The sequence below is a fragment of the Polaribacter sp. L3A8 genome, from assembly GCF_009796785.1.
GTDB lineage: Bacteria > Bacteroidota > Bacteroidia > Flavobacteriales > Flavobacteriaceae > Polaribacter.
In genome coordinates, this window is the sequence record NZ_CP047026.1 from 3924400 (window position 1) to 3939701 (window position 15302).

General features: G+C 28.5%; 12 protein-coding genes. 6 read left to right on the forward strand and 6 right to left on the reverse strand.

Features of this window, described 5'->3' with window-relative positions; translation table 11 throughout:
• Positions 1-34: 34 nt before the first annotated feature.
• Positions 35-1387, forward strand: a complete 1353-nt coding sequence (locus tag GQR92_RS16280; protein WP_158841373.1) for a UDP-N-acetylmuramate--L-alanine ligase — start codon at positions 35-37, stop codon at positions 1385-1387.
• Here GQR92_RS16280 and GQR92_RS16285 read toward each other — a convergent pair.
• From GQR92_RS16285 to trkA, 4 genes are all read right to left on the reverse strand, one after another.
• Positions 1371-2471 (reverse strand): nucleotidyltransferase family protein, encoded by a 1101-nt coding sequence (locus GQR92_RS16285; protein WP_158841375.1) that lies wholly within the window; start codon positions 2469-2471, stop codon positions 1371-1373. The two genes, GQR92_RS16280 and GQR92_RS16285, sit on opposite strands and share 17 nt — an antisense overlap.
• Positions 2458-3597 (reverse strand): hypothetical protein, encoded by a 1140-nt coding sequence (locus tag GQR92_RS16290; RefSeq protein WP_158841377.1) that lies wholly within the window; start codon positions 3595-3597, stop codon positions 2458-2460. The genes GQR92_RS16285 and GQR92_RS16290 overlap by 14 nt, the downstream gene beginning before the upstream one ends.
• Before the next feature lie 106 nt (positions 3598-3703).
• Positions 3704-5203, reverse strand: coding sequence for a TrkH family potassium uptake protein (locus GQR92_RS16295; RefSeq protein ID WP_158841379.1), 1500 nt, complete (start codon positions 5201-5203; stop codon positions 3704-3706).
• Between the two features lie 3 nt (positions 5204-5206).
• Positions 5207-6553, reverse strand: a complete 1347-nt coding sequence (gene trkA, locus GQR92_RS16300; protein WP_158841381.1) for a Trk system potassium transporter TrkA — start codon at positions 6551-6553, stop codon at positions 5207-5209.
• 185 nt (positions 6554-6738) lie between these two features.
• Here trkA and GQR92_RS16305 point away from each other — a divergent pair, with 185 nt between their 5' ends.
• The 4 genes from GQR92_RS16305 to GQR92_RS16320 all read left to right on the forward strand — a co-directional run bounded on the left by GQR92_RS16305 (position 6739) and on the right by GQR92_RS16320 (position 12045).
• The gene (locus GQR92_RS16305; protein WP_233269895.1) at positions 6739-9003 is read left to right on the forward strand and encodes a tetratricopeptide repeat protein; all 2265 of its coding nucleotides are present in this window, start codon (positions 6739-6741) and stop codon (positions 9001-9003) included.
• Positions 9004-9099: 96 nt separating this feature from the next.
• Positions 9100-9786 carry a RadC family protein gene (radC, locus tag GQR92_RS16310; protein WP_158841383.1) on the forward strand — a complete coding sequence of 229 codons (687 nt, stop codon included), beginning with the start codon at positions 9100-9102 and terminating at the stop codon, positions 9784-9786.
• 65 nt (positions 9787-9851) lie between these two features.
• Complete coding sequence (locus GQR92_RS16315) at positions 9852-11156, forward strand: polysaccharide deacetylase family protein (RefSeq protein WP_158841385.1); 1305 nt, start codon at positions 9852-9854, stop codon at positions 11154-11156.
• 1 nt (position 11157) lies between these two features.
• Positions 11158-12045 (forward strand): hypothetical protein, encoded by an 888-nt coding sequence (locus GQR92_RS16320; RefSeq protein WP_158841387.1) that lies wholly within the window; start codon positions 11158-11160, stop codon positions 12043-12045.
• On the opposite strand, the gene GQR92_RS16325 is transcribed toward GQR92_RS16320, so the two are convergent.
• Both GQR92_RS16325 and GQR92_RS16330 read right to left on the reverse strand, forming a co-directional pair.
• Positions 12025-13290: an oligosaccharide flippase family protein gene (locus tag GQR92_RS16325; protein ID WP_158841389.1), complete on the reverse strand. Its 1266-nt coding sequence runs from the start codon at positions 13288-13290 to the stop codon at positions 12025-12027. The genes GQR92_RS16320 and GQR92_RS16325 overlap by 21 nt on opposite strands.
• A 1-nt stretch (position 13291) precedes the next feature.
• On the reverse strand, positions 13292-14425 hold the full coding sequence (locus GQR92_RS16330; protein WP_158841391.1) for a glycosyltransferase family 4 protein: 1134 nt from the start codon (positions 14423-14425) through the stop codon (positions 13292-13294).
• 74 nt (positions 14426-14499) lie between these two features.
• On the opposite strand from GQR92_RS16330, the gene GQR92_RS16335 reads away from it, so the two are divergent.
• Positions 14500-15183, forward strand: a complete 684-nt coding sequence (locus GQR92_RS16335) for a YjjG family noncanonical pyrimidine nucleotidase (protein ID WP_158841393.1) — start codon at positions 14500-14502, stop codon at positions 15181-15183.
• The last annotated feature ends 119 nt before the right edge of the window (positions 15184-15302 follow it).

Here is a 15302-nt window from a genome sequence, read left to right on the forward strand (position 1 = left end):
GCTTTTGTATTTTTACTTTTCTAAATTTTGTTCGATGAAAATTCATTTTATTGCTATTGGCGGAAGCGCAATGCACAACTTAGCAATTGCTTTACACCAAAAAGGATACCAAGTTTCTGGTTCTGATGATACAATTCACAATCCTTCTAAATCTCGTTTAGAAAAATATGGATTATTGCCTGAAGAATTTGGATGGTTTCCAGAAAAAATAGCCTCAAAACTAGATGTAATTATTTTAGGAATGCATGCTAAAAAGGATAATCCAGAATTATTAAAAGCCCAAGAATTAGGTTTAAAAATATATTCTTATCCAGAGTTTCTGTACGAACAATCGAAAGATAAAACGCGTGTTGTTATTGGTGGTTCTCACGGAAAAACAACCATTACTTCTATGGTTTTACATGTGTTAAATTATCATGAAAAAGAAGTAGATTACATGGTGGGCGCACAATTAGAAGGTTTTGAAACCATGGTGCATTTAACAGAAGAAAACGATTTTATTGTTTTAGAAGGAGATGAGTATTTAAGTTCGCCAATAGATATGCGTCCTAAATTTCACTTATATAAGCCAAATATTGCATTATTAAGTGGTATTGCTTGGGATCATATTAACGTGTTTCCTACGTTTGAAAACTACGTAGAACAATTTAAAATATTTACAGACTCTATGGTAAATGGAGGAAGTATGGTGTATAATGAAGAGGATGAGATTGTAAAAGAGGTTGTAGAATCTTCAGAAAATCATATTAAGAAATATCCATATGCTACACCAAAACATTTTATAGAAAACGGAATTACATATTTAGAAACTGAAGAAGGAAATTTACCTTTAGAAATTTTCGGAAAACACAATCTTCAGAATTTAGCAGGAGCAAAGTGGATTTGTCAACATATGGGGGTTGATGAAGATTATTTCTATGAAGCAATCGCTAGTTTTAGTGGAGCAAGCAAACGTTTAGAAAAAATAGTTGAAAATAACTCCACTGTTATTTTTAAAGATTTTGCACATTCACCAAGTAAAGTAGAAGCAACAACAAAAGCCGTTAAAGAACAATATGCAGAAAGAACTGTTTTAGCTTGTTTAGAATTGCATACATATTCTAGTTTAAATGCAGAGTTTTTAGCAGAATATAAAGGAGCATTAGATGCTGCGGATAAAGCGGTGGTTTTCTATTCTCCACATGCCGTAAAAATTAAACAATTAGAAGAAGTTACAGCACAACAAATAGCAAATGCTTTTGAAAGAGATGATTTAATTATTTATACAAATCCAGCTGAATTTAAAACATTTTTATTCAATCAGAATTTAGATAAAACAGCAGTTGTTTTAATGAGTTCTGGTAATTATGGTGGTTTAGATTTTGAAGAAGTTAAGAGTTTGGTTTAGTTTTATCTAAACCGAATTGTTTTAAGTAGAAACGAACGTTTTTAAACCGCCTAAAGGTATATTTACTGTATTCTTTATCGATAAAAGAATATTGTAGAATCTTAATTTTATCTTTAATTTTGATATAAGAATTAATCAATTTAATTTTTCTGAGTTCTTTTTTAGAATTTCCTATAATTTTTAGATATGAATCTATATATTTTTTAGATTCACTATTAATTGTGTATTCAAAAGTTTTAGGTGCGTTTAAAATTTCTGAAGCACAACTTTTATAGTTATTTAGATATTTTATGATTGTCTTATTTTTTATAATTCTTTTTGTAGAACTTGTGTTAATAGATAATAAGAAACTATCATATACATTTCTTAGTGTAATCGTTTTAGAAAAATAGAGGTTATCATTAATTTGCTTTTGTAAAATTGTTATTAAAAATTGATTTTCGAAAGATGCAACGCTACAATTACTAGAAGAAAATGAATTTTCTTTTAAAGTTTCGTAATCTAGATAACTTGTGTAAGGCTTCTTTAGAACCTTGTTGTGAACTTCTACAGCAGCAATTCTATTTTCTTTAACCATTTTAGGATAATGCCAATGAAAATCCATATAAACTTCACTTTTGGCACTATATTTTTCTTTTTTTAAAATTTCTACGGTGTTCTTAAAATCGTCTTTAGAAACGATAAGGTCAATATCACCAACCATTCTCTCTCCAATATCTTCATATAAACCTTCGAGGAGGTTTCCTGTTCCTTTTAAGAAAATAGGGGTAATGTTGTTCTTTAAAAGAAGCTCGTTAATTTCTTTAGCTTGATCAATAATTTGCTGATTTCTTGCTCTATTTAAATCGGTAATATGAATCATATAATTTACCAATTCTTCAGGTAAATAATGAAGAAAATTAGCTCTCTTTAAATTGCAATATAGCGCAGGGAAAACAAAATGACCTGTACTTAGTTTTACAACAGAATCCCAATCTGTGTTCCTTGATTTTAATTCTTTTTCTACTAAAATCTTATTTTTTTCTTCGTGATTAATTGTTAAACATTTAGCTACAAAAAACAGCGTTTCTTTATAATTCATCATTAAATATTTTTGAAACTGTTTTAATCATTTCATCGTTTTTAGAATACGTTAAACGATAACAATTTAGAGAACTGAACCAATCTAAGAATATTTGGGCATTTTCTATTTTTGGAGAAATCCAAGAATCAGGAATTAATTGCTGAAACGCATCAATCTTAGAAATCTTTTCACAAGTTAATTCAGCGTCTTTTTCATACTTAATAAAAACCAAGTCATTACAAGGTAAGTGGCTGAAGTAATTGGTGTTATTTGGCTTTAAATAGCGTACAATTTTGTTTAATCTCTTAAAATTATATTCAGCTGTAGTTGCTAATTCGGGATACATAGGAAGCAGGGTTTCTAGGCTGTTTTTTTTGATTGATATAGCTGCCGGAAAACTGTAAACTTCTTTTTTATCAATATCTATAGGTACAAAATCATCTGCTAAACAGGTAAAACCATTTGCTTGTAAAAGAGCCAAAGAAGTGCTTTTTCCGTTGCCAGAATCACCTAAAAAAAGAATGGATTTTTTTTTATTACTAACGGCAGATGCATGAAAAACTCCCATCCATTCGTTTTCTTCCTTTTGATGAATTTTCTGAATAAATTGCATCGAAAACTTTCCTTGGAAATAATGAATGTCATTACGACTCCAAGATCCAATTAGTTTTTTATCAACTAGAAGAAAAATATAATTATGTTCTATAAATACATCAAATTGATAATCAAAACTAGTTGTATCATTTATGACTAAATGAGAAAATTTTGGATGCACAAAAGATAACTCGTTTTCACTTAAATAAGAAACCTTAAAAACAACATTGTTTACTTTATAATACTTTGTAAATTCAAAAGATTCTGGAGTTTCAATATCTCTATAATCATTAATTATTTCGGATGCAGGGTTATTATTTGGTGTGTAGATTCTTTTTTCTAAATCTAAGACAAAGTCTATCGTCTTATCTAAGGGAACAGATAGTTTTTTAGACAATGCTTCTGCAATTTCGTTTACAGATATCCCTTTACTTAATCTTTTTAAAATATCTGCTGTGGTGTTTTCTAAAACTAGGTATTCATTACTGTTTTCAAACCAAACTATAGTTTTGTCTTCTGCAGTTTGATATAAGAAATTTGATTGTTTTTTCATAAATAATAAAAGTAACTATTTTATTATTTATATAAAGTAAAAATGCCCAAAAATTGAGATGAATAGATAAATTATGTTTTAGTGTAATTTTTGTGAAGTAGTAGTCTTAATTTTTTCTCCAAAAGAATGGAGTAAATAAAATAAGGACAGTAAAAAGTTCTAAACGCCCAATTAACATTAAAAAAGAACAAAACCATTTGGCAGCATCAGATAAATGAGCGTAATTATCTACAGGACTTACAGAGCCAATTGCAGGACCGATGTTTCCTAAAGAAGATGCTGCTGCACCTAAAGCAGACATAAAATCTAATCCAAAAAGAGTAAGTATTACAGAGGCTAAAATAAAAATAAGCATGTAAATAATAAAGAAAGAAAGGATGTTAAATACAATTGTATGTGGTACCGATTTTCCGTCTAACCTTACAGGTATAATAGCGTTAGGATGTAATGCTTTTTTAAATTCTAAAAAGCTATTTTTTAACATTACTATATGTCTTACTATTTTAATACCACCACTTGTAGATCCTGCAGAACCACCAGTAAAAAATAACGCAAAGAAAATACCAGTAGCTAAAAAGTTCCACATTGTAAAATCTGCAGAAACAAATCCGGTTGTAGTTACTACAGATATCACCATAAAAAGAGAATGTCTAATAGCACTTTCTACTTTACCAAAAATCATTGGGTGTGCAATGGTTGTTTGTAAATTTGGATCTTGAAAAAAGATAATTATAACTGCTATTATTGCAGAAACACCAACTGTTCCCCAAAAATAATATTTAAACTCTTCGCTTTCAAAAACTTTTTTAACCTTTCCTTTTAATGCAAAGTAAGTTAGCACGAAGTTTGTACCTGCTACAAACATAAAAAAGATAATAATGTATTGTACTAATGGTAAGTTATTATAAAAGGCAACACTGTTGTTTTTTGTAGAAAAACCACCTGTACTCATTGTTGCCATTGCATGATTAATAGCATCAAACCAAGTCATACCAGCAAATTTTAATAAAAAGAACTGAGCAAAGGTTAGGGTTATGTATATTAAATATAAACGTTTGGCAGTATCTGTAATTCGTGGGTGTAATTTATCTGCAGATGGGCCAGGAGCTTCTGCCATAAAAAGCTGCATTCCTCCAATACCTAAAAGAGGTAGAATAGCAATTGTAAGTACTATAATTCCCATTCCTCCAATCCAATGCGTTGCACTTCGCCAAAATAAAATTCCTTTAGGCATGGCCTCTATGTCTATTAAAATGGAAGAACCTGTTGTTGAGTAGCCAGATATTGTTTCGAAAAAAGCGTCTGCTATACTTGGTATCGTTTCAGAAAGTAAATAAGGTAACATACCTGTAATAGATAGTGTTAACCATCCTAAAGTTACAATTAAATACCCTTCTTTTTTTTGAATATTGGTGCTTTTAGGTTTATTTAAAAAATATAGAAGTAGACCAATAATTATAGTTACTGTTCCGGCCGCTAAAATTCCCCATTTGGCATCTTCATTATGATAAACGCTAAAAGGATAGGCAATAAACATAAAACAACCGTTTAAAATTGCAGTAATACCTAAAAAGCGAAATATAATTTTAGTGTTTAAAGTACTCATTTGTTATTTAAATAATCTTTCTACAGTACTTACAGATTCTGGTAAACAGAATACAATTACTTTATCACCAGTTCTAATTTGTATGTCTCCTTCTGGCATCAGTGCTTTTCCGTCTCTAATAATACCACCAAAAACAGCTTCTCTTGGAAATTTTAATTTTTTAATAGGACGTGCAGATACTTTTGCACCTTCTTGAACTTCAAATTCAAAAACTTCTGCATCAATATTATGTAAATTAGCTAAGGCTACAATTTCTCCTTGTCTAATATGTCTAAAAATATTACTAGCAGCAATTAATTTTTTATTGATTAAAGATTGAATTCCAATAGTTTGAGAAATATCAATATAATCCATGTTTTCTACCAAAGCAATTGTCTTTTTAACCCCTTTAGATTTTGCTACCAAACAAGACATAATATTAGTTTCAGAATTCCCTGTTACTGCAATAAAAGCGTCTGTTGCTCTAATATTCTCCTCTTCTAGAAGCTCTAAGTCCCTACCATCACCATTAATAACTAAAGTATCACTAAGTTGTTCTGCTAGTAACTCTGCTTTCTCCTTGTTTTTTTCAATTAATTTTACTTTAAAATTATCTTTACAAAGGTTACGAGCTGTTTTTTCACCAATACTACTACCACCCAGAATCATTACGTTTTTAATGTTTAATTGAGTTTTACCAATAATAGGGTAAAGATCTTTCATGCTATGGTTTGGTACGCAAAAATATACTTGATCATCTAATTGATACGTAGTATCTCCTCTCGGTATAATGGTTTGTGTAACACCCTGCCTTTTAATTGCAATGGTTATAAAGTCTACATTAGAAAACTTTTCTTTAGCTTCTTGTACCGTTAAATCTAAAATTTGTGACTTATAAGTTAACGGAGTTCCCATAACATTAAAAAGACCACTTTCAAAAGCAACGGTGTCATTAAAAGAAGACTGGTTTAACAGCATTTTAATTTCATTGGCAGCTAACTCCTGTGGAGAAATCATAAAATCTAAACCAAACTGTTTAAAATCTACTTCGCAATTATTTAAAAATTCTGGATTGTCTATTCTTGCAATTGTCTTTTTTACTCCCAAAGATTTTCCAATAACAGAAATTGTAAAATTTGTGTTTTGGCTATCTGTAACGGCAATTAATAAATCTGCAGTGTCAATACCAATTTCTTTTAATAACTTAATAGAAGTGGCATCCCCTTTTTTTGTAATAACGTCTAAATGACTGTTTAGGTATTCTAGTTTTTCACCATCAAAATCGATGATATACGTATCTTGAGATTCGTAAGAAAGAAGTTTAGCTAAGTGAAAACCAACGTCTCCAGCACCAGCTATGATAATTTTCATATGCTAAATATAGTAATAAGGGGCAAAGATATAAAGAGTTTCCGTGTAAATGATAATTTTACTAAAATATTCAGTTTTATTCAGAATTCAAGTTTTTATTATTTTCTATAAAAAGATGATAAATATCTTTTTTTATAGAAAATAGAAACTTTAGTTTTACTGTTATAATCTATAAAACTTCTTTTGTGAAATTAAAAGACATATACGCTCTTATCTTTTTTAAAATAAGCTTATTTTTTGTTTTTCAGTTTTTGATTTTTACTTTTTTTTCTTGTGATAAAAAGGTAGAATACAAAGAAGTTGAAAAGGATAAAGGTGTTTTTATTTCTGGTGAAATGATTCCAGATAGTCACTTTTTAGGAGATCAAAAATGTAAAGAATGCCATCAAGATCAATTTAAAAAATGGAAAGGTTCTGATCATGATAAAGCAATGGATCTTGCAGACAGTATTTCTGTTTTAGCTGATTTTAACAATCAAAAATTTACAAGTCAAGGTGTAACTTCTCGCTTTTATAAAAAAGGAAAAGATTTTTATGTAAATACTGATGGTCCAGATGGTAAAAACCATAATTATAAAATTGTATATACTTTTGGGGTCACTCCTTTACAACAATATATTGTTCAATTTCCTAATGGTCATTATCAATGTTTAAGAACCGCTTGGGATTCTGTTAAAAATAAATGGTTCGATCTGTATCCAGATTTCAAAGTTGTACATTCAGAATGGTTGCATTGGTCTAGAGGTGGTTTAAATTGGAATAACATGTGTTCTGATTGTCATTCTACTAATGTTCGTAAAAATTACGATGAAAAAACACATAGCTACAATACTAAATTTGCAATTATTAATGTAAACTGTGAAGCGTGTCATGGTCCAGGAAAACAACATATTTCTGATGTTGAGAAGCTTGGCGAAAAATATGTTGCAAGCGGAACTTTTCAAATGACTACAAGTACAACTCCGAGAGAATTGGTAGATGAATGTGCGCGTTGTCACATGAGAAGAGAGCAGTTTTCTGAGTTTTTTAATTTTGAAGGAACACTGCTAGATCATTATTATCCGCAACTTTTAGAAGAAAGATTGTACCAAGCAGACGGACAAATTTTAGATGAAGATTATGTATATGGTTCTTTTTTACAAAGTAAAATGTATCAAAATAATGTTACCTGTACCAATTGCCATGATGCACACACATTAAAACTAAAGTTTGATGGAAATAAGCTGTGTGCCCAATGCCATGCTCCAGAAAAGTTTGATACACCAGAACATCACTTTCATCAACCAAATACAGAGGGAGCAAAATGTATAAATTGTCATATGCCAGGTAGATTTTATATGGGGAATGATTTTAGAAGAGATCATAGTTTTAGAATACCTAGACCAGATTTAAGTGTAAAATACGGTACTCCAAATGCTTGTGCAGGTTGTCATAAAGATAAAGATGATGTTTGGGCGGCAAAAAGCTTTAAAAAATTATTTGGAGAAGTAGATTCTATTCATTATTCAGAGAAATTAGCACCAGGAATTACCATGCAACCTAATGGACATGTAGGATTAATTGAATTGATGTACGATAAACATCAACCTGAAATTGTAAGAGCATCAGCAACAAAAGTGCTTTCAAATTATAATGCACAAAATTTTGTACAAGATTATATATCTCTTCTAAATGATGATTCTGCTTTAGTGAGAGGAGCAAGTGTAGATGTTTTAAGTAGTATGAATACAACGAATTATACGTCTTATTTTTTACCGTTATTAGAAGACCCTAAAAGAAGTATTAGAATAAAAACTTTTTATGGATTAGGAGGTGTTGCTGAAACTGATATTCCTGAAGTTTACAAAGAAAGTTATGCAAAAGTAAAGAAAGAGTTTTATCTACATTTAAAAACAAATGCAGATTTTGTAGGCACAAGGATGAAAAAAGGAGATTATTATTTAAAACAAGGAAACATAACAAAAGCAATAGAAAGTTTTGAAAGTGCCTTGGCTATTGATAATATTAACAATCAAATTCGTTTAAATTTAGCAACCTTATATTATAATAATAAAGAATATAAAAAAGCAGAAGAGGCATTTACAACTGTTATTGAACAAGAACCTACTTATGGACCTGTTTATTATTCTTTAGCTCTAATGTATGCAGAGTTAAATAGAGTAGACGAAGCCATTGTTCAACTTAAAAAAGCAATTATAATAATGCCAGAAAATATTCGTGTTTACTATAATTTGGGGTTATTATATGATAAAAAACAAGATTATAAAAACGGTGAAAAAACATTGATTTCTGGTCTTAAAGTAGAAGCTACAAATGAAGGTTTATTGTATGCGTTAGCTTATTTATATTCTAAATCTAATCAAAAAGAAAAAGCAAAAAATATTGTAAAGAGATTAATTGAATTGTACCCAAACAACCAACAGTATCCAAATTTTTTAAATCAATTATAATTACACTAAGATAGTTTAGGGTATTAAACGTTAAAGCACTCTAAGATACCTAAAAGTTAAGTTAATTTCATTTTTGTATTTTTATAAAAAAAGAAAATGGAAAAGTTAACTATTAAATCTTGGGCTTTAGACGATCGGCCAAGAGAAAAACTGTTAGCAAAAGGGAAGTCTGTACTTTCTGATGCAGAATTAATAGCTATTCTTATTGGTTCTGGCAATAGACAAGAAAGTGCCGTTGCATTATCAAAAAGAATTTTACAATCTGTTGATGGAAACATTAATGAGTTAGCAAAACTAACTGTAGAAAAACTGACTACGTTTAAAGGTATTGGAGAAGCCAAGGCAATTGCTATTATTACTGCTTTAGAGTTAGGAAAAAGAAGACAGTTAGAAATAGCTTTAGAGAAACCAAAGATTACCTGTAGTAAAGATGGTTTTAGTTTAATGCAACCCGTTATTGGAGATTTAGAACACGAAGAATTTTGGGTGCTGTTTTTAAATAATTCTAACAAAGTTTTGGCAAAAAGCCAGATAAGTAAAGGTGGTTTAACCGCTACAGTGGTAGATGTAAGGTTATTGTTTAAGAGAGCGTTAGAATTGGCGTCTGTGGCAATGATTGTATGTCATAATCATCCGTCAGGAAAATTACAACCTAGTAATGCTGATAAGCAACTCACTCAAAAAATAAAAGAAGCCGGAAACACTTTAGATATAAAGCTGCTAGATCATTTAATAATTACCGAAAAAGCGTATTTTAGCTTTGCAGATGAGGGGCATTTGTAGCCCTCAGTTTTCAGTTAGTACTATACTGAATATTACAAAATGACTACTGCTAACGTAAACAAAAAATGATATTAATTTATACACATAAAATTACACCAAGAATTCGCTATGTTTTTAAGCATATTCTTACACGAACTTTATTAATTTCCGTAGATTTTACTTCTAAGATTGAAGAGTTTGTTGCTTTTAATGGTCCTAAAATGACCTATACAAAAACACCTTTAGGAAATGAGTTTTTTGTAAAAAGTAACAGCTTACTTTTTGAGCAAGGTGTTAATGATATGGAAATTTCTATTCAAAAATGGGATGAAGTTCCTTGTTTTTTTAAGGCAGGGCCTAAGTCTTCTATTCCTTTTGATGTTTTTGCAGCAAGTTTTTATTTAATTACTAGATATGAAGAATATTTACCGCATGTTAAAGACGTTCATGGTCGTTATACAGCAGATCAAAGTTTAGCGTACAAATATCGATTTTTAGAAAAGCCAGTAGTGGATATTTGGGCGTATAAATTGTTGGAAGCTTTAAAAGAAAAGTTTCCAGAATATAAATATAAAAAACGCAAATACGAGTTTATTTCTACAGTAGATATAGACAATGCTTACGCTTATAAATATAAAAGTTTAGTAAGAAGTGTAGGTGGCTTTTTAAATGATTTAGTACAATTTAAGCTCTTTAATGTTTGGAATCGGTTTGCAGTTACCTTCAACATAAAAAATGATCCTTTTGATACTTTTCAAAGAATTTTAAAAGTTAGAAAAGAACAAAAAATTAAAACTATTTTCTTCTTTTTAATAGGTGATTATACCACTTTTGATACCAATGTTTCTGCATCAAAAAGAAAATACAGATTACTTATTAAAGAAATGGTAGATTATGCAAAAGTTGGTTTACATCCTTCTTATTTTACCATGAATAATGCACCGTTATTAAAAAAAGAAAAACTTAGGTTAGAAGAAATTATCAATTCGCCAATTCAAAGATCTAGACAACATTATTTACGATTTAGTTTACCAGATACCTATCAAAATTTAATAGATTTAGAAGTAGAAGAAGATTATTCTATGGGATACGCAAGTAATGTAGGTTTTAGAGCAAGCACCTGTACACCATTCTATTTTTACGATTTAGATTTTGAAATTCAAACACCATTAAAAGTATTTCCTTTTGCTTTAATGGATACTACTTTAAATGATTATATGAAACTAACACCCAAACAATCTTTGGGTAGAATTAGAGATATAAAGAATGAAGTAAAAGCTGTTAACGGAACTTTTATCACCCTATTTCATAATGAAAGTTTAAGTGATTATTTACGATGGAAAGGTTGGAAAAGATTGTATGAATCTATGATTAAAATAGCCGTTTCATAAAATGATTCAATACATAAAAAGAAAAGATTTAGATGTTGAAAAATATGATGCTTGTATAGAAAATTCTATTCAATCTAGAATTTATGCATTTTCTTGGTATTTAGATATTGTTGCAGAAAACTGGGGTGTTTTAGTTTTAGATGATTATAAAGCTGTAATGCCAATTCCTTGGAAGAAAAAATACGGAATAAAGTATTGTGCGCAACCATTATTTAGCCAACAATTAGGTGTTTTTTCAATAGAAAAAATTACTGAAAGTTTACAAGAACAAATGATTACAATTGTTTCAGACAAATTTGTAAAGTTTTCTCTTAATTTTAATGCTGATAATTCTTTAACTTCTAAAAATATAGTTTCTATGAAGAACTATATTTTAGAATTAAACCTGCCTTATGAAACACTTTTTAAATCCTTTTCTAAAGGAAGGAAACATGCTGTTAAAGTTGGCGAAAAAAAGAACTTGTCCATTAAAAATACTACAATAGCAGCCTTAATAAATATTCAGAACAAGTTTTATAATTATCCGGGGTTTTCTGCAAAAAAGTTATCTGAGATTTCTAAAACGACTTTAAAAACAAACAACGGACTTGTTCTTGGTGTTTTTAAAGATGATGTATTAATTGGTGGTGGATTATTTTTAAAATCTAATAATAGAATTACGTATCTTTTTTCTGCCTTTATTGATGAAGGAAGGAAATTGCAAGCAGCCAGCTTTTTAATTAAAAGCATTATTAAAAGAAATGAAAATTCTAATTTTATTTTAGATTTCGAAGGAGGGAATTTACCAAATACGGCTATTTTCTTTAAAGGTTTTGGAGCAAAGTTTGAAGAATATCAACAATTTACTTCTCGGAAATTTCCTTTTAATTTAGGCTTTTTTAATAAGTAGTTTCTTGTATAGAAACCAAAACCAAAATAAGGAGATAATTCCTGTAAACCACATTAATATAGCAGAAGTAATTGCAGCTCCTTTTATGCCATATTTAGGAATTAAATAATAATTACTACACACATTTATTAAAAGAGCAACACTAGCAATGTAATAGTTTATATGTGCTTTACCAATTGATGACAGTAGATTTCCGAACAATCCTCTAAAAATATAAATTCCGGTAATTCCTATCATCAGAATTAAAAAAGTATCTACAAATTGTGTAAAATTAGGATCAAGAAGTGTTAGAATTTGTGCTGCAAATAAATAGCTAAATAAAAGCATTATGCAACTTGTTATCAAAAAGAATAACATATAACTTTTTATATAGTTAACAATGTACTTTTTATCGTAAATGTTTTCTGTAAAAGTAACAAAATCAGTAGCAATAAATACGCGTGGTAAAAAGAGTAAACTAAACGGAATTAGAGATATGTATCTGTAATTTGTAACCATTACAGTATCTTCTAATAAGTGGCCAATTAACAGAATATCAATTACAAAAAGTAATTGAGTTAGCACGTTAGACAAGCTTGCAAAAAAGCCGTATCTCCAAAATGAAAAATTGGTAATTGATAATTTTGTTTTTGATTTAAAATCAATATTCAATTTCTTTATAAATAAGAGAGATGCTAGTAAAGGTGTTATTAAAAGCGCTATTGCATATCCCGTTTCTTTAAAGAAATAACTCAATAAAAACACACTGAATAAAATGATTATGCTATGTGTTAGTTCTGTGTAAGCAAATGATTTATTGTTATGTTGTAGTCTAAATTGAGCTCTTATAATTTCAAAAATAAAAGAAGGTAGAATTATAAATGATAAAATAATTACATATAGTTGTGTGTTTTCAAATTTAAAAGTGATGAAAAAACTACTAATGATTATAAGTGCAATTAAAACTATAGAAGCTAATATACCTTTATTAAAAACATATAAAAACAGACTGTTTTTTTCTTCTTTTTCTTTTAATAAAGCACCATATCTTATTAAACTTTGGTGTAATCCCAGACCACTAATAGGTATTAAGAAAACAATAATATTGTAAGCAAAAAGTACAACGCCGAGCTCGTTATTAGAAATTAATTTTAATGCCAACCAAGAAGCAATGAAAGAGAATAATCTTGCAAATACTGTGGCTAGAAAAACATAGCTTCCTTTTCTGCCTAAAAAATTTGAAATATATGTTTTTAATAAATTCAAGCTATCTTTTTAATGATTTGTAATAAAGTAAAGAAAATTTATTAGAAATTACTTTTTTATTAAATTGTTGTTTAACAAATGTATGCATATTGGTAATGTTTAAATCAGCAAAAAGTGTTTTATAATTTAGAATTGACTTTAATAATAACTCCTCATTTTTTACTGGAATTATTTTGCAAAAAGGTACATTTTTAAAATCTAAAGCAATTCCTGTATTTGTCGATATAACAGGAGTTCCACAAGCAATTGCCTCGGGAATTACAATTCCAAAAGTTTCATAATTACTAAAAGAAATACAAATGGAAGCTTTTTGCAAATGATGAACAATTTCTGAATGACTTTGATGTTTTAAAAATGAAATTTTACAATTTTTGATGTCTAGTTCTTTTATGTATTCTTTGTATTGATTACCGTTATTACCAATAAAATTCCATTCAAAATAATCTAGTTTTTTACTTAAAGATTTTGCTACACGTAACATCCCTTTTATATTTTTGTGTTCTTCTTTTAGACTAGAAATATGTATTAATTTTAAAAAAGAGGCTTCTTTTTTGCTTGGGATAAATAACTCTGTGTCAATAATATTAGGAATAACCTCATAGTTTCCTTTAAAACCTAAATCCTTAAGATCTTTATAAAGATAGTTACTTACTGGACAAATAGCAAAAGATTTTCTTACAATGTGTTTAGATATTTGCTTCTCCCAAAAAGTAATTTTAGTGTTTGAACTTTTTAAATAACCGGTGTAATGTTCCGAAATTATATATGGAATTTTTTTTAACCATTTTAAATACAAACTAAATATACCGAAAGGAAATATTTCATTAAGATGAATAATATCTATCGATGCCGTTTTCTGTATTAAAATATTAAAACTTTTTATAAATAGTAATAGTTTTTTAAATGGGTTTTTAGAGTATTTTAGGTAAGCTATATGAGTTTCAATACCATTAATAACTTCACTTGTATATGTTGTGTTTTTTTTATTTTTTTGATCAGTAATAATATGGATAACGGTTACGTTATGTTTTAAAGAAACAGCTTCTGCATGTCTTTGAATAAAGTCTCCATTAGTTGGTAAAACTCTAGAAGGATACCAGCCACATAAAAATAAAACGTTCAGTTTATTGCTCAAAAAAGTTAGTTTGGTGGTTGCAAATATAACGCACAATAGTCTTATTTATTATTAATAATTTATACTTTTATCGGATGGATATACAACACGTCTTTTTTGATTTAGATCACACTTTATGGGATTTCGAAAAAAATTCTGACTTAACGTTTCAGAAAATATTTATTAAAAATGATATTTCTTTAGAGGTAGATACCTTTTTAAAGGTTTATAAACCTTTAAATCTTCAATATTGGAAATTATTTAGTGAAGAAAAAGTAACTAAAAATGAGTTGAGGTATGGGAGATTAAAAGATACTTTTATCGCTTTAAATTATAAAGTTTCAGATGATTTAATAGATGATATTGCTATTAAATATTTAGAATACCTTCCTGATTTTAATCATCTTTTTGATGGGACTTTTGAGATCTTAGACTATTTAAAAGATAAATATCAGTTGCATATCATTACCAATGGTTTTGATGAAGTACAGCATAAAAAAATGAAGAGCTCTAATATTTATCATTATTTTGATAAAATTATTACATCAGAATCGGTAGGTGTTAAAAAACCGAATTTAAAAGTGTTTAATTATGCTTTAGATATTGCAAAAGCCAATAAAAACAATTCAATAATGATTGGAGATAATTTAGATGCAGACATAAAGGGAGCCTTAAATGCAGGTATGCAAGCTATTCATTGTAATTTTGATAACAAAATATTAAGCAATAGCTTAGTAACATCAGTTACTTCTCTTTTAGAAATTAAACAATATCTTTAATTTTATACTATTTAAGAGCTCAATTATAAAAGTTAATTATTGTATAATAATTGATAATATTACTCAATTTAACGATATTGCGTTTGCAAATAGTATTTCTTTATAATTAGAAATTAATT

Coding starts and splice junctions, on each gene's coding strand:
- radC (WP_158841383.1), top strand. CDS start 9,100: ATGGAAAAGTTAACTATTAAATCTTGGGCTTTAGACGATCGGCCAAGA.
- GQR92_RS16320 (WP_158841387.1), top strand. CDS start 11,158: ATGATTCAATACATAAAAAGAAAAGATTTAGATGTTGAAAAATATGAT.
- GQR92_RS16315 (WP_158841385.1), top strand. CDS start 9,852: ATGATATTAATTTATACACATAAAATTACACCAAGAATTCGCTATGTT.
- GQR92_RS16285 (WP_158841375.1), bottom strand. CDS start 2,471: ATGATGAATTATAAAGAAACGCTGTTTTTTGTAGCTAAATGTTTAACA.
- trkA (WP_158841381.1), bottom strand. CDS start 6,553: ATGAAAATTATCATAGCTGGTGCTGGAGACGTTGGTTTTCACTTAGCT.
- GQR92_RS16295 (WP_158841379.1), bottom strand. CDS start 5,203: ATGAGTACTTTAAACACTAAAATTATATTTCGCTTTTTAGGTATTACT.
- GQR92_RS16335 (WP_158841393.1), top strand. CDS start 14,500: ATGGATATACAACACGTCTTTTTTGATTTAGATCACACTTTATGGGAT.
- GQR92_RS16290 (WP_158841377.1), bottom strand. CDS start 3,597: ATGAAAAAACAATCAAATTTCTTATATCAAACTGCAGAAGACAAAACT.
- GQR92_RS16280 (WP_158841373.1), top strand. CDS start 35: ATGAAAATTCATTTTATTGCTATTGGCGGAAGCGCAATGCACAACTTA.